This window comes from Actinomycetospora sp. CA-053990 (genome assembly GCF_050948445.1).
Classification (GTDB): domain Bacteria; phylum Actinomycetota; class Actinomycetes; order Mycobacteriales; family Pseudonocardiaceae; genus Actinomycetospora; species Actinomycetospora callitridis.
The window spans coordinates 1,436,009-1,454,682 of record NZ_CP192043.1; the positions used below are offsets into that span (position 1 = coordinate 1,436,009).

Here is an 18,674-nt window from a genome sequence, read left to right on the forward strand (position 1 = left end):
TTCCGCCCCGCGCCCGTCCGTACCTGTGACATCGACCCACGGGAGGCTGCACGATGCGGAAATTGATCTTCGCCATGAACGCGACAGTGGACGGCTACATCGCCGCGCCCGGCGACGATCTCGGCTGGAGCGGGGGAGACGGACCGGACTCGTCGCCGGGCGACGAGTTCTTCCGGTGGTGGTCCGACCGGGTGGAGGCGACGGGCCTGGCGCTCTACGGACGCAAGCTGTGGGAGGAGATGAGCTCCTCCTGGCCGACGGCCGACGAGCAACCGGGCGCCACACCAGTGGTGATCGAGTTCGCGGGTCGCTGGCGGAAGATGCCGAAGGTGGTGTTCTCCTCGACGATCGACGAGGTCGACGGGAACACCCGCCTGGTCACCGGCGACGCGGTCGCCGAGATCACCCGACTGAAGGCGGAGGACGGCGGCCCCATGGACATCGGCGGGGCGACGCTCGCGGGGGCGGCCATGCGGGCCGGGCTGATCGACGAGTACACGATCGTCACCCATCCGGTGCTCGTGGGTGGCGGTACGCCGTTCTTCACCACCCTGGACAACTGGGTGAACCTGCGCCTGGTCGAGACGCGGACGTTTCCCGGCGGTGTGCTGCTGACCCGGTACGAGACGAGGAGATGATCAGAGTGTCGGGGGCAGGTCCAACCAGGGTGTGGCGGCGGCGTCGAACCCGGTGAGCTCGGCGATCTCCCCGTCGACGATGCGCAGGACCGCGAGGGCGAACAACCGGTACTCCGGGTCGCCGGGAGCGCGGAGGTACAGCACGGCGGCCGGCATGCGGTTGACCGTCGTGGTGATGCCGCGCCAGTCGTCGTGGCCGCGCTCGAAGAGCCCGCCGGAGACCCAGCCGTCCACCGCGTCCTGCGCCGTCATGGGCACGGGGCCCAGTTCCGGCAGCATCGCGAAGCGCAGGTCCCGGCGCAGCAGGGACGTCAGCCCGTCGAGGTCGTTGCGCTCATGGGCGTCGATGTACGCCGTCACCACGGCGCGCTCGTCGTCCGACAGCTCGTGGGTGGCGCGGCTCCGCCAGTCGAGGCGGCGGTCGGGCAGCTGCTCGCGCATCGTCACGCGGGCCCGCTGCAGCGCGCTGGTCACCGATGCGAGGGTCAGGTCGAGGGCGTCGGCGGCCGTCGACGCCGGCCAGCCGAGGACGTCGCGCAGGACGAGCACCGCCCGCTGCCGCGGCGGCAGGTGCTGGACGGCGACGATGAACGCCAGCTCGATCGTCTCCCGGGCCACCACCGATTCCTGCGGGTTTTCGGGGAGCATCCGGTCGGGGTAGGGCTGCAGGTACAGCAGCTCGGAGGCGGGGTCCGCCAGCTCGGACGGCACGGGTGTGCGGTCGTTGCGCTTCTCCAGGAAGTCGAGGCAGGCGTTCGTCGCGATCCGGTACAGCCAGGTCCGCAGCGCGGCGTGGCCCCTGAACGACTCCCGCTTGTTCCACGCCCGCAGGAACGTCTCCTGCGTCAGGTCCTGGGCGTCGTCGTAGTTCGCGAGCATCCGGTAGCAGTGGACCTGCAGCTCACGCCGGTGGCGCTCCGTGAATGAGGCGAACCGCGCGGTGTCGCCCGAGCGGACCGCCGCGAGGACCGCGGCCTCGTCGGCGTCCACCGGTCCGGCGTCGGTCATGGTCGTCGATCCTTCCATCGGAGCCAGGGGCCACGAGGACCGACGATGGGGCGGCTGATTCCTGATCGGTGACGCCGCCGCAGTCCCTACCGGGGAGGCGCCACGGACGTGGTCTCGACGCCACGGCGCCGGGCCAGCACCAGCACGACGGCCACGTAGACCACCGTCCCGAGCGCCGAGACGACGAACATCCCGGCGCCGACCTCGGTGTAGTCGGCGATGGATCCGGTCGTGGCGTAGGCGGCCGAGACGATCCAACAGACGCTGTTGTGGACCAGGTGCAGGGCCAGGGCGGCCTCGAGGCCACCGGTGAGCAGGGTCACGACCGAGAGCGCGACCGCGAACACCACGAGGTCGGCGAAGCCCCACGCGCTTGCCGTTGTTCCCTCGTGGATCAGCGCGAACAGGACGGCACTGACCGCGACGCCGGGCCACGGGCTGCGGACCACGGCGCCGAACGTCTGCACGATCCAGCCCCGGAACAGGTACTCCTCGGCCGCCGCCTGGAACGGTGTGAGCACCAGGGCCACGACGGCGACCCCGAGGAACGACGACCAGCCGGCGAAGGCGCTCCCGGTGGGATCGACGAGCTCGCCCACCAGGCCGGCGAGCGCGGAGACCGCGATCGCCGGGACCAGGCACACGGCGAGCCAGCGACCGCGCAGGCGCCCGGTGACCGACGAGAGTGTCCCGGCCCGGCGCTCCACGAACCGGACGACCAGGAGCACCGCGGGCAGGGTGGCAGCGATGATCACCAGGCCCGCCGCGTCCGACCAGCCCGGGCCGGTCGGGAGGCCGTCGGCGTCGAGGGGGATTCCCGCGATCACCGCCGCCAGGTCGAGCGCCGAGCCGAGCACGAACACGAACAGCAGGCCGGTGACGACGAGAGCCAGGAGCGCAGCAGGACCGACGTACCAGCGGCGACCCGCGGTCCGGGCGAGGTGGTCGTAGGTCAGCGGGACCGGAGCGACCGAAGGGGTGCCGACGCGGACGTCGTCCTCCGGAGCCGGTGTCGGTGGGGCGGACGGATGCGTCGCGGTCATGGCGGTTCCTCCGACGAGGTGCAGTGCGGCACGGTGGCGGGCGTGCGGGCCCTGCACGCAGCGTCGACCGGTTCTCCGACGCGGTCTGTGGCGCCGCGGTGCGGATTTCGTGACCGCAGGACAAGCCTTGTGTCACCAGAAGGAGAGGTCCGCGGTCGACCGGAAGGCTCCTGGCTGCCGCGGAGCCTCGCCTCCGAGCGGGCCGTGATCGGTACCGTCGGTGTGATCGAGGGCCTGGTCGCGCTCGTCGCCCCGACCTACTTCATCACCCTCGACGGCGATGTCCTCACCATCGACCTGACCGCCTGGGGCTGGGTGCACATCATCATCGGCGCGCTGACCCTGGTCACCGGGTGTCGCCCTCCTCGGCAACGTCCCGAACTGGAGCGGGGTCGGGATCGGGTTGGTGGCCCTCACCATGCTCGTGCAGCCGGCGTGCTCCCCGCCTACCCGATCCGGTCGATCACCGTGATCATCATCAGCGCACTCTCGATGACCTGGGCTGGCCGGGTCTCCAGCGCCGATGAGGACGGCCATGGCGCGGGTCGGGGTCGGGTCCCTGCCCCCGACCCGCGCTCACACCGACGCAGCATCACCCGGGCGCTCGTGACGGGGGGTCGCGGACGGCAGGGCGCCGGTCACGACCAGGCTCGCCAACGCGATCGCGGCGACGGCCAACAACCCGGCGCGCAGTGCCTGCAGCTGGGCTTCGGCGTAGGCCTCGACCACGGCGGCGGTCTGCTCGGGCGGCACCCCGGCCCTCGTGAGCGCCGCCTCGGCCTGGCCGACGGGGATGAAGTCCAGCCCGCCGGAGACCGCGACCCCGAACCGGTCGGCGAGGTCGGCCGGGATACGCGGGTCGCCCTCCACCCCGCGCGAGGCCGCGCCACCCAGGGCGGCGATGAGCACGGAGCCGACGAAGGCGGTGCCGAGGGAGGAGCCGAGGTTCTGCGCGGTGTACTGCAACCCACCGGCGGCTCCACGGTCGTCCTCGCCGACGCTCGATTGGGCGATGTTGCCGAGCTGGGCGGCGAGCAGACCCATCCCCACCCCGAGCAGGGCGGTCCCCCCGGCGAAGGCGGCGTCGTCGAGCTGGGGCTCGACCGTGGCGAGCAGCCACAGGATCGCCACCACCAGGATGCCGAGACCCAGCCGTACAGCCTGGCGGGGCGCGAGGACGCCGGCGAGTCGCGGCGCGGCGAGGGCGGTGGCGAGCATCGTCGCCGAGATCGGCAGCAGCCGCAGACCGGTCTCGAAGGCGTTGAGCCCCAGCACGACCTGCAGGTAGAGCGGGATCGAGAAGAACAGGCCGAGCAGTACGAGGTTCTGGGCGAGCAGGCACCACAGGGCGGCCCGTAACGGCGGGACCGCGGTCAGCGACCACCGGATCAGTGGGTGGCGACCGGACGCCTCGCGGTACCGCACCCAGGAACGCAGGAGGGCGAGTACGACGAGGCCCGCCGCGACGACGAACAGCGTCGGCGCGAACCCGAGGAGGGCCACCTGGGGGTCCCGCGGGCGCAACCAGCCCCAGGTCGTGCTCTGCAGGACGCCGAGCACGACCAGGGCGACCCCGAGCACCGAGAGCGCCGCGCCGACCACGTCGAGGCGAGGTCGCGGCCCGTCCAGTGGGGCGTCCCGCACCCACCGCAGCCCGACCAGGATCAGGAGCACGAGGACGACCTCACCGGCGAAGACCAAGCGCCAGCTCAGATAGGTCGTCACCCAGCCGCCGAGCAGGGGCCCGACCGCGATCCCGGCCCCGGCAAGGGCGCCGACCACGCCGTAGGCGAAGGTGCGCTCCTTGCCCGCCGCATAGTTGCCGCCGACGAGGGCGGCCAGCGCGGGCAGCACGAGTGCGCCCCCGAGACCCTCGATGATCGACCACCCGAGAGTCAGCACTCCGACGGTCGGGGCGACGGCGGTGATCAGGGAGCCGATCCCGTAGACGACCAGGCCGGCGGCGAACGTCCGCCGCCGACCGAGCACGTCGCCGATCGTCCCGCCCGTGAGCAGGAACGCGGCCATGACCATGGTGTAGACGGTGATGACGCGCTGGATCGTCGTGACGTCGGTCTGGAAGTCCGCCACCAGCTGACTGATCGACACGTTCATCACCGAGGTGTCGAGCACCACCAGGAACTGCGCCGCTCCGAGCGCCACCAACGGCGCCAGGCGTGGCCTGCCCGTAGTCATCTCCGGCGGCGTTCCGGGATCAGGCCTGTGATCAGCGTCGTGGCCAGCGCGGCGCACACGGGCATGAGCACGACCGGGATCCACAGCCGGATCGTCGTCGGCTCGCGGTTCTCGACCACGTCCACGACCGCGTGCACGAGCAGGACCAACGCCACCGTCATGCGGGTGGTGCGTGTGGTGGCCGGACGCCCTGGCCCTCCTGCGCCGCCCCCGTCCGTCGGGGACCCGTGCCTGGTCATCATCATGGTCGCTCGCCCGCTCGTCGGCGCTCACCGTCTGGCGAAGACCTCCGCCCCTCGGCGGCCCGAGGACACCCTGGTGGTCGCCCCAGGATCGACGAGGTGCCCGACGGTGGCGTCACCCCCTGCGGGGGATCCGTCCCCGACGGCCCTCGTCGACCGCCACCACCGGGGCACCACCCCCGCATCCGAGAGCGCAACTGCTCGCCCACGACCACCATGTGCGCGCGTCATCCACGCCGCTACCGACGAACTCCTCCGCGAGCTGGAGACCGACACCACCCTGCGACGACCAGCCCATGACAACGCCCGAACCCAGACGACGTGGGTCCGGGCGTCCGGGATGTCCTGAGACACGACACGGCGCCCCCGGCAGGATTCGAACCTGCGACACCCGCTTTAGGAGGACGGCAGACCGAGGGCGCTGAGCCTGCTACCAGCGACTTTGTGGGCTGCCTCGTGCGCAGGGTCCGCTCCCAAGGCACCGTTCAACCTCAGTTCGCCCCCATGCCCGCACCCCGGACAAGATCGAGCTGGGCCGCCGATGCGGTCTCGGGGGCCACGGCTCGTGTATCGGTCAGGTTTGTTCGGAGACGTTCTCGCGGTCCCGGTTACGCGCCTATCAAGCGCCGTGCGCGGTGAGGACGCGCTGCTTGGCGCTCTGGAACTCCGGGTCGGTCAACACCCCTTGGTCGCGAAGGGCAGCCAGCTTGCCGAGTTCCTCGGCGAGCCCGCCGGCCCCGCCGCGACGGACGACGGCGGGGCAGCAGCGGCTGGCGGAGTCACGATCATCATCGGCCGCTTGATCTCGGCGATCCGGGCGCGCATCTCGTTGAGGCGGGGTAGCGCTCGCTGGTAGAGGTCGCGCGGCATTGGGACGGTGTTCGACAGCGTCCACGGGTCTCCCGCGTCGGCGTTGCGCGACGCGCGGGTGCCGCGCCAGTAGTCTCGGTTGGCGGTCCCGCTGTAGCTCGGGGTGAGGAGTTCGAGAACCCCGGTGACGATCCCGGCGTTGTACTCGATCCCGGTGATCTCCGAGTAGGGGAACGTCGTTACGCGCCCGCCGCCGAGTGATCCGGCCATCATGCTTGTCATTCCACCGACCTTGACCACCATCGCGCGGTCGGTGAACGCGGCGAGCACCCCGGCGGTGCCTGCGCCGACGACGAACCACGGCACCTCGTCGGGCGAGCAGTGGTCCTTGAGGGCCTTCCAGGCCTTCTCGTTCGGCGCTGTACCGATCACTTCGACCGCGTCCCACGCCGTGCGCCCGCGTCGGTCGGTCTCGTGCTGGTGGGCGATCGCCCGGCGGGCGTCGGGGGCGCCGCCGACGAGCCCGAGGTGGCGCACGATGCCGAGCACCATCTCCTGGTCGGCCGCGGGGACGTCGCCGAACGACAGCTCCTCTCCGGCATGTGTGGTCACCACCAGCGTGTTGGCGCCGAAGGTCTTCTTCATGACGTCTACACGAGCGATGTCCTCGGCGAGGACCTCGCGCTTGGCGCCCTTGTCGAGCTCGTACCGGTTGAGGGCCAGGACCCGAGAGTTGGTCACCGCAAGGACATCGCAGTTCGGGCGAAGCAGGGCCGTCTTCGACAGCGCTGTCACTGCCTCACCCGGGTAGAGCTGCGGCGCGAGCGCCGCGAGCCACGCGGCCGCGTGCTTGTCCTTCACCTTCGTCGCTATGACCGGTTCCATGCCGGCTCCCTTCGCGGGGTCGTGGAGCTGCAGGGGGACCGTCACCGCGTCCTGCTCCGGGACGGCCACCGGATCGGGCATGTGCGCCAGGCGAGCTCCCGGGGTCGGCTTGATGCTCGGACCCACCGCTGCCGCGCGCAGTCGGCACCACGTGAGTCCCTGCTCGGCCACCAGGTGCAGGCCCTCGCGCTCGTCGCGGTAGTCGCCCAGGGCGCCGATCACCGGTATGACGCCGAAACGTCGCTCACCACGCCTTTGCGGGCGCCCGCTGAGGTCGTGCTGGAGCGAGCTGAGTGTGCGGCCCATCCGCGCCAGCGCGGCGCCGGTCGCCAGCCCCGGCGACGCCGGAGGCGCCGAGGGGTCGGCCAGCTCGGGGACGAGGATGCCTGCCTCCTCCTGGGCCCGGCGACGCTGAGCTCGGCCCCCGCTCCCGACCAGCTCCCGCCCGAGCAGGACCGCCCCGAGCAGCTCGACCTGGTCGTCGCGGTCGATGATCCCGTGCTCCTGGGCGAGCGCGCACAGCAGGAGGCCCTGGCCGCCAACGGAGATCAGCTCTCCGACTGGCAGCGTCTCACCGAGGGCACCGGCGAGTCCGGGCAGCGCCGCCAGCATCGCGACGGCCCGCCCCAGGGTGGCCTCCCATCCCGTACAGCGCTGGTCGGCCGTGAGCGTTGCCCAGTGCGCTGTACCCGGACGCTGGGTCGCTAGTTTCTCGAGGCCCGAGGCCAACCCGGCACGGACCCTCTCACCACCCTGACGTGCAGGCCGCTCCAGCGCGATCCGCCGGAACCGTCCTCATCCACCATGCCGAGCGGCGCCGACCCGACGCTGAGAGCGAGAAATTCCGGGTCCCGCAGCTTTGCCAACACGACCTCGGACGCGATCACCAAGCCACGCGCAGCGACCGCGGCATGATCACCGTCGGGTGTTTCCCCCACGCCACATCCCTCCCGGGTGACCGTCGCGGCGTGGGCGACCACCCTGTAGCAGCCGCGGCTGCGTCACCCGGCCTAACCGAAGGGTCGCATGTGGCTCACCGACCACAAGCCCGCGGGGCCGGGGCATCTACTACGGCGCGGCCCCCCGCCTCCGTGAGCCGCGTGGTGCGAAAGCGTTGTTCTTCGGCCAGCGTCGTGCGTCCCTTGGTGCGCTGGGGTAGACACCGCGGCGACGCCGAGACGGGGTGGACGGCGCAGAGGGGGACTCGTGGGACAGGACGTCGGCTACCGCTACAACCCACCCCCGGGGTGGCCTGCCCCACCAGCTGGTTGGACACCTCCGCCGGGGTGGACTCCCGACCCGCGCTGGCCTGCCCCGCCACCGGGCTGGCAGCTTTGGATCGCTGGGTCGCCGTCCGCGGAGGGCTCTGTCGGCTCGGGGACAAACGGCGGTAGCGAGACCCGCCCTTCTCAGTCGGCACGGCATCGCCGCCCTGACACTGGTGACAGTCAGCCAGGGCTTGGGCCTCGCGTTGCGCCGACAATGGCGACGCAGTGCCCCTCGGGAGCTCTGCCACTCGCGCCGCAAGTCGTCGCAGTGCCCCCGGGGCCTCGGGGGGTCCCTCCGGCCGGAGACTTGGGTCTGCCCCCGGACCGGCCCCGAGAATCGGAGGTTCCGGTCGGGGATGAGTCGGGCTCGAAGGTTGGCCTCTTCGGGGCGCGCAAGGAGCTGCGGCGAGCCGAGGACCGCGTGCGGGCCCTGAACGCGCACAACACTGAGCTAGCAGACGCAGCGAACCGGCTCGCGGCGGACAACACCGCGCTACGCCGTCGCGTCGACGAGCTCCGCGGTCCGGAAGCGGCCGGGCTCGAGGCCGAGATAGCCCGCTCCCGCGCTGAGCTCGCGGGACTTGAGAACCGGCTGACCGCGGGCCGCTCCGAGGTCACGCGCGCTCGGGCCGAGGCCGAGCAGATTCGCGCGGACTCGGCACGTGCGGCCACCGATGCGGTGCGACGGGCCCAGGACGAAGAACGTGCCGCGAGCGACGCAGCCCAGCAGCGGCAGCAGGTTGTCGAGCGTGCGGCCGCGGAAGCCGAGTCGCGGCTGCTTCAGTTGCGCGGCGAGGTCACCGCTACCGAGGACGTCGCAATGCTGCAGCAGACGGGAATCTACGAGTTCCGGCACCGGCTCGCTGACGCTGTGGCCTACAAGGACCGGCTCGAGCAGATCAAAGTCCGATACAAGCACCTCGTTCGGCAAGACCAAGCTGTGCTGGCCGCGAGCGGGTGGACGGTCAACGGGTCGGCCGCAGAGGGCCGCAAGATGATCCGCGACTACACCAAGCTGATGCTTCGCGCCTACAACGCGGAGGTCGACGCCGCCGTGCGCACGATGCGCCCACACCGCCTCGTAGCCTCAATCGAACGTCTCACCAAAGCACGGGACACCATTGCCCGGCTCGGCAAGACCATGAATATCGAGGTAGCGCCGGCCTACCACCAGGCTCGTGTCGAAGAACTCGAACTCACCGCGGACCACCTCGCCCAGGTCGAGGAGGAGAAGGAACGCGCCCGCGCCGAGCGCGAGCGACTGCGTGACGAGGCCGCCGCCCAGAAGGAGATGGCCAAGGAACGGGAGAAGCTCCTCAAAGAGCAGGCACACTGGCAGGCTCTCGCCCTCCGTGCCGAGCAGGGCGCGGTCGATCAAACGGTGGCCGCCGATGCGGCCGAAGCTCTCGAACGGATCGAGGGTTCACTCGAGGAGCTCAGTGTTCGCGCGAACCCTGGCGTCGGGACGGTCTACGTCATTTCCAATGTGGGCGCCTTCGGAGAGAACATCATCAAGGTGGGTGTGACTCGCCGGGAGAAGGTCGAGGAACGAGTCCGGGAGCTCGGCGACGCATCGGTGCCCTTCAAGTTCGATCTCCATGCGGCCATCTTCACCACTGACGCATTCGGGCTCGAGAACCAGCTTCACAAGGCCCTGGCCCATCGCCGGGTCAATCGGGTCAACATGCGGCGCGAGTTCTTCTACGCCACACCGTCGGAGGTGCGCGACATCTTGTCGCATACCGATCACGCCCGCTTCGTCTACGAATACAAGGACGAGCCCGACGCGGAGGAATGGCGAACCAGTCAACAGCTTGCTGGGGTCGGCTGAGGTGCTCAGCGGACGACACCGTGCGGTCGCGCCCTAAGCCGCCGTCGCCGCCGCAGCGCCCTGGGCTGGCAGTCGCCGAAGAGTTCGAGAACCAGAACAAGATCGTCGTGGCCTGAAGCTTCCAGTCACTCGACTCCGCGGAACCCGGGGACCCCAGAGCCACCACTGGACCCGGGGCGCTTCACCGACTGGTTCGGCGCGCGTGCGGTTCGGCTTGGGGCCAGTAACCGCGTCCCGAGGGGATCGTTGGGGCCCCAGAGACGGGAAGATCGGGTCGCTCGGGGGACGAATGAGATCGATGCGGGCGGCGTTTGTGGCAGCCGTGGTTGTGCTGACCTTGCTCACCGGTTGGGGAGCCGTTGGAACCGCGGGTGCTCCTGTCGCCATGGCGTGCGAGGCCGAGGGCCCGGAGTGTCAAGGTGGAGGTGCGCCGGGCCCTGCAACGCCGACCGTCCCCAGCCCCGGAGTGGTGCTGCCGCAGGGATGCACGCGCACGGATGGATTCGTGAGCTGTCGTTACGAGTTCACCGGCGCGGTCCAGAGCTTCCGCCCGCCGCTCGGGGTGACCGTCCTGTCGGTGCGCCTGTCGGGCGGCAGCGGTGGTCAGGGCGGTGGCGTCCTGGACGGCGGGACCGGAGGCCGGGCCGGACGCGGAGCATCGGTCGGGGGGACGCTCCTTGGTGTGAGCGCGCCGGTCACAGTTCTTGTCGGAGGGGCAGGCGAAGCTGCTAGCCAAACCCGATCGGAGCGAGGACGGCCCTTTCAGTCGGGAGGCGCGTCGACTCCGGAAGCTGTCGGAGGCTTCGGCTACGGCGCGGGCGGGGGAGGCGGCACGAGCCGAGGGTTCCCGTTGATGGGTGGCGGCGGCGCGGGCGGAGGTGGCTCAGCCCTCGTTGTCGGCGGGGTTCCGATGGCCGTGGCGGCGGGCGGCGGGGGCGGCGGCGGCGGGAGCGATCGGATCGGTCCTGGAGGCTCCGCGGGAGGCGCAGGCGGAGAGGCCGGCCGCGACGGTGTGGGCGGCGACACCAACGCCGTGGGTTCACCGGGAGGCGCTGGCGGGCGGGCAGGGGCGTCGATTGTTCCGGATGGCGTTGACGGCCGATCGAGCCAGTCCTTCGGCCGCGGGAGCGGCGGGGGCGGCGGCGGTGGGCTTCTCGGCGGGGGCGGCGGCGACACGGTTGCCGATGAGTCCACTACTGGCGGTGGTGGTGCTGGGGGTAGCAACCTCGTGCCGCCGGGCGGCGAGTTGCTCGAGGCAGCGAGCTCCGGTGACGGTGTCGTCACCATCACCTACCAGCAGTGACGCGGGCCGCCAGTCCGGTTGGAGGGCGGGATGGCTTCAGCGCGAAGCGGTATCGCAGAAGGCGGCCAGCGCGCACTATCGCGAGCATGGTGACGGCCGCCGCGAAGGTGGGGCCCGCTGGGTGGGCGCTCCGTGCCGCGCGAACGTCGAGACGTGCCGCTCGTCCGATGGATCGCGTCAAACCACAGGCCGAACACGGGTTGCCGGTCAGCAGCCGGTACGGACAGACGGTGGGACCTTGACGGTGCCCGGCGACGGCCGCTGCGGCCACGTAGAGCGCGACAGCGGTGAGCACTCGGTCAGCGGTAGTCACCGCCCGGAGCGTGACGCAGTGATCGAGCGGGCGTAGTTCACCATGTCCTGGTACCGGGAGATGTCGTACGGCGACGACACGGGCAACTGCACCGCGTGAAAGAAGCCTGGTCCTTGCACACCGATCTGCGCCCAGCCGACGGTGCGTTCCTCCTTGGCTAGCAGGAACAGCAGACCGAGGAGGCAGAAGACGAAGAAGATGATGGCCAGGACGATCGCCCAGGCTGGGATGCCGGACGTGGTGTGCGATTGGTCGGTCAAGGTCCAGTGCACCTGTCCAACCGGAAAGCGCCCCTGTGGCGTGATGACGTGTTCGGGCGTCACGGCGATGTCCCCGATGGTGATGAGCACCGGCTCAGGTGAATGTCCAGGCCATTCTAGGCTCATGACGAGCCGCTCCCTTCGGGGTGGTGGTAATCATTCGTTGTTCAGCGGAGAGTCGAGGGCGCGGCAGCGATGAGGTCACCGGCACGGGATATGTGCCGTGAGGCGGGTGCCGCGCATAGGTGGACTGGTGAGTTCGACGTGCCCACCTATGGTCTCGACGCGATCGACGAGCCCCTGCAATCCGTAGCCGGTAGCGTCGGCGCCGCCGACGCCGTCATCAGTCACCTCGAGAGTGAGGCGATTGCCGTCGAAGTGGGCGTCCACGGTGACGCGGAGTGCTCCCGCGTGCTTCGCGACGTTGGTCAGGGCCTCGCAGATGACGAAATAGGCCGTCGCCTCGGCGGCGGGATCGACGCGCACGGTATCGATGTCGAGCCGTGCCTCGAGGGGGAGGCGACTAACGACGTCGTCGATCGCAGGACTAAGGCCATCGCGGGTCAAGACGATCGGATGCAGTCCGTGGGCGAGGTCTCGGAGCTCCCGGAGCGCGACGCGGAGATCGCCGCCAGCGCGGTCGAGAGTTGCTCGACGTTCCGTGCCATCGTCCTGGACGCCGGCGAGTCCGATCGAGCTGGCCACGGAGAGCAGGCGTTGTTGGGCACCGTCGTGGAGATCCCGCTCCATCCGACGCCGCTCGAGCAGGCCGACGTCCAGCACGCGTGCCTGAGCGTCGCGGAGGGCGGCGAGCTGGGCGCGGACGGTTGCCTGCAGGCGAGCATTCTCCAGCGTGGGGCGTACTGCTGAGACCACTGTCTCGAGGTACTGCCGCTGCGAGCGCAGGGCCGCGTCTGTCGTCACCACCGCCACCGGCTCGCCGTCGCTGGTCGCGACCGGTAGACGCATGCGTCCGGCGCCTTCATTCGCGGAGTCGACTGGTCGGCCATCGCGACCCACATAAAGGGATCGCTCGGTCACCCAGAAGTAGACGGTCGTCGTGTCGTCGCGGAGGAGTTCCTGCAAGAGCGCTTCCACGGCGTCGGGTCCAGCCCCGTGCGCCAGGCCGGCCAGCGCAGTGCCCAGTTCGGCCCGCAGCAGACGAGCGCGCAGAACGCTCACCGCGAACGCGAGAGGCACCCCAAGCAGCAGTGCTTGATCGATGACGGTGACGCGTCCGGTGATGGTCCACGCCACTGCCGCACCGATGGCCGAGACGGCGGCCGCTATGGCGACGGGGCTGGAGTGGCGGTGATCGAGTCGGGCCAACGCGCTAGCGCGCCAACCGATCAACACGCAGAAGACGATCGCCGACGCGACGTTGAGGAGGCCGAGTATGCCCTGGACGGCGGTCGAGGCGTCGAGGTCAGGAACGAGGGCTGGCCACCAGGTGTCCGGAGGCAACCCGACCCATTCTGGTCTGGACACAATCGACCACGTCAGCTGCCCGCCGATGAACGAGGTCCACATTGCGCCGAGGAATACGCGTTCAGGCCATTGAAGGGGGGATCGCTGGAAGGTCAAGATTCCCTGGCAGAGCGCGACCCAGAACACGCCCTCGGTGATCCCGAGCACGAAAGGGACTGGCCCCACGTCCCAACCGACGCCTGTGTTCAGCGGCGCGAGGACACAAGCTGCGAGCATGGCCCGTCCCGCCGAAGCCGTATTCTCATCGAAGATGAGCAGCCCACCAACCACGCCGAACGCCGCGGTGACGAGCACGACGAGCACCGCGAGGGCGTCGCCGAGTAGCAGTTGCGGCAGTGTGGAGGCAAGTCCCCACGTGAGCGCCGCCGAGGAAATCAGCCAGAGACGACGGTCGAAGCCTGCCTGGCGGCCCTGCGCGTCCAGCGAACGCGACCTCAGTACCGTCATGCTGCGACCTCATCAAGGATGGCTGCAGCGGCGATAGAGTGGTAACACCGCACCGAACGGACAGTCATGGCGAGACGGGATCGTTGCTTCGGCTCCGGGGGTCTCGTAGCCACAGCAGCACGGCTTGCACGCGCCGGTTGCTCTCCTGGGTCAGGTCGAGGCCGAGCTTGGTGAAGATGCGGGCCGCGTAGTTCTCAACGGTGCGTTCGCTGAGGTGAAGCGCTGTCGCGACACCGACATTGCTTCGACCTTCGGCCATCGCGCGGAGGACGTCGAGCTCCCGCGGGCTGAGATCGATGAGCGCACTACGCCGGGCACGGAGCTCGAGTAGTTCGTCGACGACCTCGGGGTCGATGACAGCCTGGCCGTCGACGAGCCGACGAAGTGCATCATGGAGTGCCGCGACGTCGGCGACCCGGTCCTTGAGCAGATAGCCCACACTTGTAGAGCCACCTGATAGCAGGCGCGTGGCGAGAGACGCCTCGACGTGGGTCGAGAGCACCAACACGGCGACGTCGGGGTGCGACCGACGCAGCGTTTCTGCCGTCACCAACCCCTCGTCGAGATAGTTCGGCGGCATGCGGATGTCGACGACGACAGCGTCAGGAGGGTCGGCGGCGACCGCGTGGACCAGCGCCTCGCCGTTCCCGACCTCGGCGCACACATCGACACCCATGGAGGACAGCAGCCGGGCCAGTCCGCTCCGGAACAGGGTCGAGTCGTCGGCCAGCATCACGCGCACGGCACCCACACCCTTATCGAGGTCCCCAATCCTGGTTCGCTGAGCACCGTGAGACGCCCACCGAGGGCGATCACCCGGTCGGCCATGCCCCGCACGCCGTGCCCCTCGGTGTCGGCCCCTCCGATGCCGTCGTCACAGACGTCGAGTTCGACACCGTCCTCGACCTCGCGCACCGTCAGCCAGGCGCGATCCGCACAGGCGTGCTTGGCGACGTTAGTGATCGCCTCGCATGCCACGAAGTAGATGGCCGACTCAACGACCGGCGTCAGGCGGTGGACGGAGGTGGTCACCTCGATCGGAAGGGCCAACCGGCTCGCGGCCTCCCGCAGGGCCGGAGAGAGGCCTTCTCTAGTCAGCACACTCGGATGCAGCCCGCGCGCCAGGTCTCGCAACTCACAAAGGGCTCGGCGAACCTCGGCTTCCGCGTCGCGCACCACAGGCTGAGCGGGCGTGTCGACTGTCTCGTGCCGTGCAAGGGAGAGAATAGCGAGGACACCGAGGAGGCGTTGCTGTGCTCCGTCGTGCAGGTCCTGCTCGAGGCGGCGTCGCTCGTCGAGGCCTGCCTGCACGGTACGTGCATGCGCGCGACCGACAGCCTCGACCTGAGCTCGCACCAGGGCCCGCAAACCGGCGTTCTCGATGGCGGTCGCCGACAACCGCACGGCGGCCTCGACCTGGCGCCGCGCGCTCGGCGAGGTCGCCACCGTGCTCACATGCGCCGTCAGTCGTCCGTCCCGCCGCAAGACCGGAATCTCGAGGCGGCCGGTAGAGGTCGGCAGAGGGGCGGCGAGCCGACCTGCTTCGTCGACCCACTCGCGCCGCTCCGAGGACCAGAAGGTCATCCGAAGGCTCGCATCACGGAGGACACTTCGTAGCGCGGCTGTCACTGCGGCGCCGTCCGATCCCCCCGGTAATGCCGCCAACGCTTCGCCCAGCTGAACCCTTATGCGGGACAGACGGGTGGCGCTATATACAAAGGCTGCAGGCAACGGCAGCAGGACCACAGGCACGGCCAGGGTGGTGCGTCCGTAGGAGGCCCAGGAGATCCCCGCAGCGAGAGCCGCGGCCGCGATCGCGGCGACGACTGGGGTCAACGAGTACCGATCGAGTGCGACCCCTCGCTTCTGACGGAGGGCGACCAGCGCCGAGAAGACCAGCGCGTTCGGCACATAAAGCAGGGCGAGGACAAGGGATGTGGCGTCGAAGAGTGCACGGTTCTCGATAACCGTCGGCCACCACGCCTCGGCAGGAAAGCCTCCCCACTCGGGGCGCGATACGCCAACCCAGATCATCTGCCCTAGGATGAATTGGACGCCTGACGCGATGAGGTAGAGGCGTTCGGGCCTGGCGAGGCGCGGATCCTGGTACAAGAACACGGCCGCCGCCAGGACGACCCAGAACACGCATTCCCCGAATTGACGGATGATCGGGAAAGCACCCACTTGCCATCCCGCCAATGTGTTCAACGGCCATAACCACCCCGAGACGGCGAGGAGTACGGCAGCCGGTCTCCGAGCGGGTTGCCGCCCGACGACGGCGGATGCAAGCACCAGTCCCGCCGTCAGCGCGATGCTGCAGGCACCAGCCAATGGCATGGCGGCGAGGTCAGGACCGAACCACAGGGCGCCCCATCCGGCCGCGAGCACGACGATCATCGCAACCTCGAGGTGCTGACCAACGTCCGAGGACGGACGATCCGTCCCAGCATTTGGTGCAGTGCTCGGCGGCTGAACGGCTGTCATAGTCATGGCGTAAGTGCTATCGCCGAGATGCGTCCTCGAGTTACGCGTGGCCAACGGTAACTCTTAGTGACAATCCGCTCGCGGAGCGGGATCCGGCCCGCCTCAGCGCCGCAGTGAGCACTCTGTCGACGCAGATGTGGCGACTTGTCAGCCGGCACTCGACGGGGGAGCGCGATCGGTGACTCGATCAGGTTGACAGCAGTACGGCCGAAGGCTGCCGATCCGGGCGGGGGACGACTTTTCGAACGATGCGATGTCCGTGCGCGCGTTGGCTTGCGCCTTCAATGGTCGAGTACTCAAGCGCGAGGCCGGCCGAGGCGGAGTATTCCACCTCGGCCGGCCATTTGCCTACGACTGGCAGGTTGCGGGTTCCCGATAGCAACCCAGTACGCGGTCACGGAATGCGGCCTGACCGGCAATGGTCGGATGGTAACTCTCGTTCTTCGTCGTCTCTTGCCTCGGACTGTGCATTAGATTAATCCAGCGGTCTCGGTCGGAGTCGACGCAGGCATCATGACCAGCGAAAGCGTTCTCGACACTGACAAATGAGACCCAATCCCCAGCCTCCAGGGAAACTGTGCGAATCTCAGCGTTGAGTGCCGTTGCGAGGGCATTGAGTCTGGTCATCTCCTTGATCTGAAAGCTCACTCCGGGAAACCCGGTCGAGCATTGATCGCTCGGAGCGTCCGGAAACATACGAGGATAGCCAACGACGAGAATCCTAGCGCGCGGCGCGCGCTCGTGAATGTCGCGAAGCACTGAAGCCATCGGCGCCCTCACGTTCGACACCCGGTCAGTCGCGCCTTCTATCTCTCCCACGCAGTTGGCATCCCAGCCGATGCGAGCCAGCTTCCCGATTGCACAGTTCGCGGCGACGCCACCAAAACCGATATCGTTTCCTCCTAGGGACAGGGTGACCAGTGAGGTGTCCGGTCCCACGGCGCTCCTCTGATCAGGTTGACCGGCCCGTTCGCTCTGCGGCAGCCAATAGTCATGCAGTACAGCACCGCTGCAAGCGACGAAATCGGTCGGCATCCCGAGCGTCCGGCCGACCTCGACGCCGTAGGCATTATCGGATCGGTGGCAGAGGTTGGTCTCAGTGTCATCGAGGTACTCCCGTCCTGCCTCGGGTGCCCCCTCTCCCGACGAGAACGAGTCTCCAAGCGCGGCATACCTTCCGGTGCCCTGCGGAATCTCGTCTGTCTGTTGAGGAGATCCATCTGGAGCATCAGTGTTGCTCCCTGACGCGTGCTCGGCTTGATCGACCAGCAAGTCAGCCGTCGCCGCCCCCACGTTGCCGTCGACCGGCAAGTGGTTGCGACCCTGGAAGTCGAGGACGGCAACTCGAGTCGCCGGACCGAAGAGGTCAGTCCCCGGAAGATTGTAGGTGGGGTTCGTCGAATTGAGATCGCGTTGAAGTCGAACCACGCAAGAGTTTCGTTGACTCTCAAGCAGGACCGGGCAACCCGGATAGCTTCGTGTATCCGTCGACGGCGGCTGAGTGGCTCCGGGGAGTCGTCCAGCGCACTCCGCTGGAGCGCGGGCTGCCAGCAAAGCTCCGGTCGCGGGGCCAACGACTCCGACATTAGGCAAGTTGTTTTCCACCTGGAAGCGGCGGACCGCCTGAACAGTCCGCGGGCCGAAAGTTCCGTACGAACCGCCCCCGGGGTCGACGCCGAGACCCTGCTGAACGCACGTCACGGCTGCGGCGTCGGCGGAGCTAGGCCCGATTGAGTCCGTGTCTTGCTCAGCGGCTGCTGGCGTAGCAGTTCCTATCATCGAGGCGAGTACGCACGCGGCGGCGGCAACGCCAATCGTGAGCGTCCTCCACTGCTTGCCTTTTCTGGGCAGCGTCATGATGTTCTCACGCGTCCTTCCCCCCTAGCGGTGATCACTCTTTGTGAAAGGAGACGCTAGGAGGCCGTAGTCATCTGCCGCGTGAGTGCTAGCCCCTCAACAGCGGGAGGGGTAGCCGCCCCTCGCGCGCTCGGGGGTGGTGGGCCCCGTGCTCGAGGCGGCCGAAGACGTGCTGCGCGACCGCGGCACCCGCTCGCCGTGTATGACGTTGCCCCTCGAGACCATGGTCTTCGTGGCCCAGGGCCCCGGCGGCCTCTCCACCGCCGTTGCCGAGGTCCTCGGCATCTCTCGCCGTCCCCGGCAGGCGACGGCGGTGCGCGCGCCCCACGGCACCATCGGGGTCGCGTTGCTCAGCGAACCCGCTCGCGAGTGGAATAGCCCACGGCACCGCGTCTTCCGCGACGAAGTGATGCCAGCCCTTCGTCGCGCCCGCGCCTCCGCGATTGGCGAGTCCAGCCCAGCTACTTGAGCGACGAGACGACAGCGCGTGAACTCTTGCCCGTGATCACATGGGCTGCGAGGAACATGCCGGGCGACGACCGCGCCTCGGCAAGCGAGTCGACGTCGACACTCGCGCCTGGGTCGACCCAGTTCGCCGGCT

The 18,674-nt window shown here is 69.1% G+C and carries 14 protein-coding genes and 1 pseudogene; 4 read left to right on the top strand and 11 right to left on the bottom strand.

From position 1 onward, the window contains the following. Positions 1-53: 53 nt before the first annotated feature. Positions 54-638 carry a dihydrofolate reductase family protein gene (locus tag ACQPYN_RS07410; protein ID WP_433035262.1) on the top strand — a complete coding sequence of 195 codons (585 nt, stop codon included), beginning with the start codon at positions 54-56 and terminating at the stop codon, positions 636-638. Here the strand turns inward: ACQPYN_RS07410 and ACQPYN_RS07415 are convergent, their stop codons facing one another. Together ACQPYN_RS07415 and ACQPYN_RS07420 are read right to left on the bottom strand one after the other, a co-directional pair. Beyond that, positions 639-1,646, bottom strand: a complete 1,008-nt coding sequence (locus tag ACQPYN_RS07415; RefSeq protein WP_433035265.1) for an RNA polymerase subunit sigma-70 — start codon at positions 1,644-1,646, stop codon at positions 639-641. A gap of 86 nt (positions 1,647-1,732) precedes the next feature. After that, on the bottom strand, positions 1,733-2,689 hold the full coding sequence (locus ACQPYN_RS07420) for a lysostaphin resistance A-like protein (RefSeq protein WP_433035268.1): 957 nt from the start codon (positions 2,687-2,689) through the stop codon (positions 1,733-1,735). Here ACQPYN_RS07420 and ACQPYN_RS07425 point away from each other — a divergent pair. After that, positions 2,675-3,034 (top strand): annotated as a pseudogene (locus tag ACQPYN_RS07425) (DUF7144 family membrane protein); the annotation flags it as partial. The gene ACQPYN_RS07420 and the pseudogene ACQPYN_RS07425 overlap by 15 nt on opposite strands. A 231-nt stretch (positions 3,035-3,265) precedes the next feature. Here the strand turns inward: ACQPYN_RS07425 and ACQPYN_RS07430 are convergent. The 3 genes from ACQPYN_RS07430 to ACQPYN_RS07440 form a co-directional block, all read right to left on the bottom strand. Continuing rightward, positions 3,266-4,852 (bottom strand): MFS transporter, encoded by a 1,587-nt coding sequence (locus ACQPYN_RS07430; protein WP_433035271.1) that lies wholly within the window; start codon positions 4,850-4,852, stop codon positions 3,266-3,268. 29 nt (positions 4,853-4,881) lie between these two features. Then, positions 4,882-5,046, bottom strand: coding sequence for a hypothetical protein (locus ACQPYN_RS07435; protein ID WP_433035274.1), 165 nt, complete (start codon positions 5,044-5,046; stop codon positions 4,882-4,884). Positions 5,047-5,802: 756 nt separating this feature from the next. Further along, complete coding sequence (locus ACQPYN_RS07440; protein WP_433035277.1) at positions 5,803-7,434, bottom strand: hypothetical protein; 1,632 nt, start codon at positions 7,432-7,434, stop codon at positions 5,803-5,805. A 1,077-nt stretch (positions 7,435-8,511) separates the two neighbouring features. Between ACQPYN_RS07440 and ACQPYN_RS07445 the strand changes: the two genes are divergently transcribed. Further along, positions 8,512-9,921, top strand: coding sequence for a DUF4041 domain-containing protein (locus ACQPYN_RS07445; RefSeq protein WP_433035280.1), 1,410 nt, complete (start codon positions 8,512-8,514; stop codon positions 9,919-9,921). A 1,286-nt stretch (positions 9,922-11,207) separates the two neighbouring features. On the opposite strand, the gene ACQPYN_RS07450 is transcribed toward ACQPYN_RS07445, so the two are convergent. From ACQPYN_RS07450 to ACQPYN_RS07475, 6 genes are all read right to left on the bottom strand, one after another. Next, positions 11,208-11,537, bottom strand: a complete 330-nt coding sequence (locus ACQPYN_RS07450; protein ID WP_433035283.1) for a DUF2752 domain-containing protein — start codon at positions 11,535-11,537, stop codon at positions 11,208-11,210. Next, positions 11,534-11,887 carry a hypothetical protein gene (locus ACQPYN_RS07455; RefSeq protein ID WP_433035286.1) on the bottom strand — a complete coding sequence of 118 codons (354 nt, stop codon included), beginning with the start codon at positions 11,885-11,887 and terminating at the stop codon, positions 11,534-11,536. The genes ACQPYN_RS07450 and ACQPYN_RS07455 overlap by 4 nt, the downstream gene beginning before the upstream one ends. Before the next feature lie 111 nt (positions 11,888-11,998). Further along, a complete protein-coding gene (locus ACQPYN_RS07460) occupies positions 11,999-13,732 on the bottom strand; it encodes a sensor histidine kinase (protein ID WP_433035289.1) in 1,734 nt (577 codons plus the stop codon). A gap of 64 nt (positions 13,733-13,796) precedes the next feature. Further along, a complete protein-coding gene (locus tag ACQPYN_RS07465; protein WP_433038769.1) occupies positions 13,797-14,465 on the bottom strand; it encodes a response regulator in 669 nt (222 codons plus the stop codon). Then, positions 14,465-16,129 (bottom strand): sensor histidine kinase, encoded by a 1,665-nt coding sequence (locus ACQPYN_RS07470; RefSeq protein ID WP_433035292.1) that lies wholly within the window; start codon positions 16,127-16,129, stop codon positions 14,465-14,467. The genes ACQPYN_RS07465 and ACQPYN_RS07470 overlap by 1 nt, the downstream gene beginning before the upstream one ends. A gap of 435 nt (positions 16,130-16,564) precedes the next feature. Then, the gene (locus ACQPYN_RS07475) at positions 16,565-18,073 is read right to left on the bottom strand and encodes a peptidoglycan-binding protein (protein WP_433035295.1); all 1,509 of its coding nucleotides are present in this window, start codon (positions 18,071-18,073) and stop codon (positions 16,565-16,567) included. 148 nt (positions 18,074-18,221) lie between these two features. On the opposite strand from ACQPYN_RS07475, the gene ACQPYN_RS07480 reads away from it, so the two are divergent. Next, positions 18,222-18,542 (top strand): hypothetical protein, encoded by a 321-nt coding sequence (locus ACQPYN_RS07480; RefSeq protein WP_433035298.1) that lies wholly within the window; start codon positions 18,222-18,224, stop codon positions 18,540-18,542. Positions 18,543-18,674: the final 132 nt, after the last annotated feature.

Bases quoted from the DNA above. Each gene is read 5' to 3' on its own strand.
- ACQPYN_RS07410 (WP_433035262.1), top strand. From the start codon at position 54: ATGCGGAAATTGATCTTCGCCATGAACGCGACAGTGGACGGCTACATC.
- ACQPYN_RS07415 (WP_433035265.1), bottom strand. From the start codon at position 1,646: ATGACCGACGCCGGACCGGTGGACGCCGACGAGGCCGCGGTCCTCGCG.
- ACQPYN_RS07435 (WP_433035274.1), bottom strand. From the start codon at position 5,046: ATGACGGTGGCGTTGGTCCTGCTCGTGCACGCGGTCGTGGACGTGGTC.
- ACQPYN_RS07470 (WP_433035292.1), bottom strand. From the start codon at position 16,129: ATGATCGTCGTGCTCGCGGCCGGATGGGGCGCCCTGTGGTTCGGTCCT.
- ACQPYN_RS07420 (WP_433035268.1), bottom strand. From the start codon at position 2,689: ATGACCGCGACGCATCCGTCCGCCCCACCGACACCGGCTCCGGAGGAC.
- ACQPYN_RS07475 (WP_433035295.1), bottom strand. From the start codon at position 18,073: ATGACGCTGCCCAGAAAAGGCAAGCAGTGGAGGACGCTCACGATTGGC.
- ACQPYN_RS07460 (WP_433035289.1), bottom strand. From the start codon at position 13,732: ATGACGGTACTGAGGTCGCGTTCGCTGGACGCGCAGGGCCGCCAGGCA.
- ACQPYN_RS07440 (WP_433035277.1), bottom strand. From the start codon at position 7,434: ATGCTGGCGGCGCTGCCCGGACTCGCCGGTGCCCTCGGTGAGACGCTG.
- ACQPYN_RS07465 (WP_433038769.1), bottom strand. From the start codon at position 14,465: ATGCTGGCCGACGACTCGACCCTGTTCCGGAGCGGACTGGCCCGGCTG.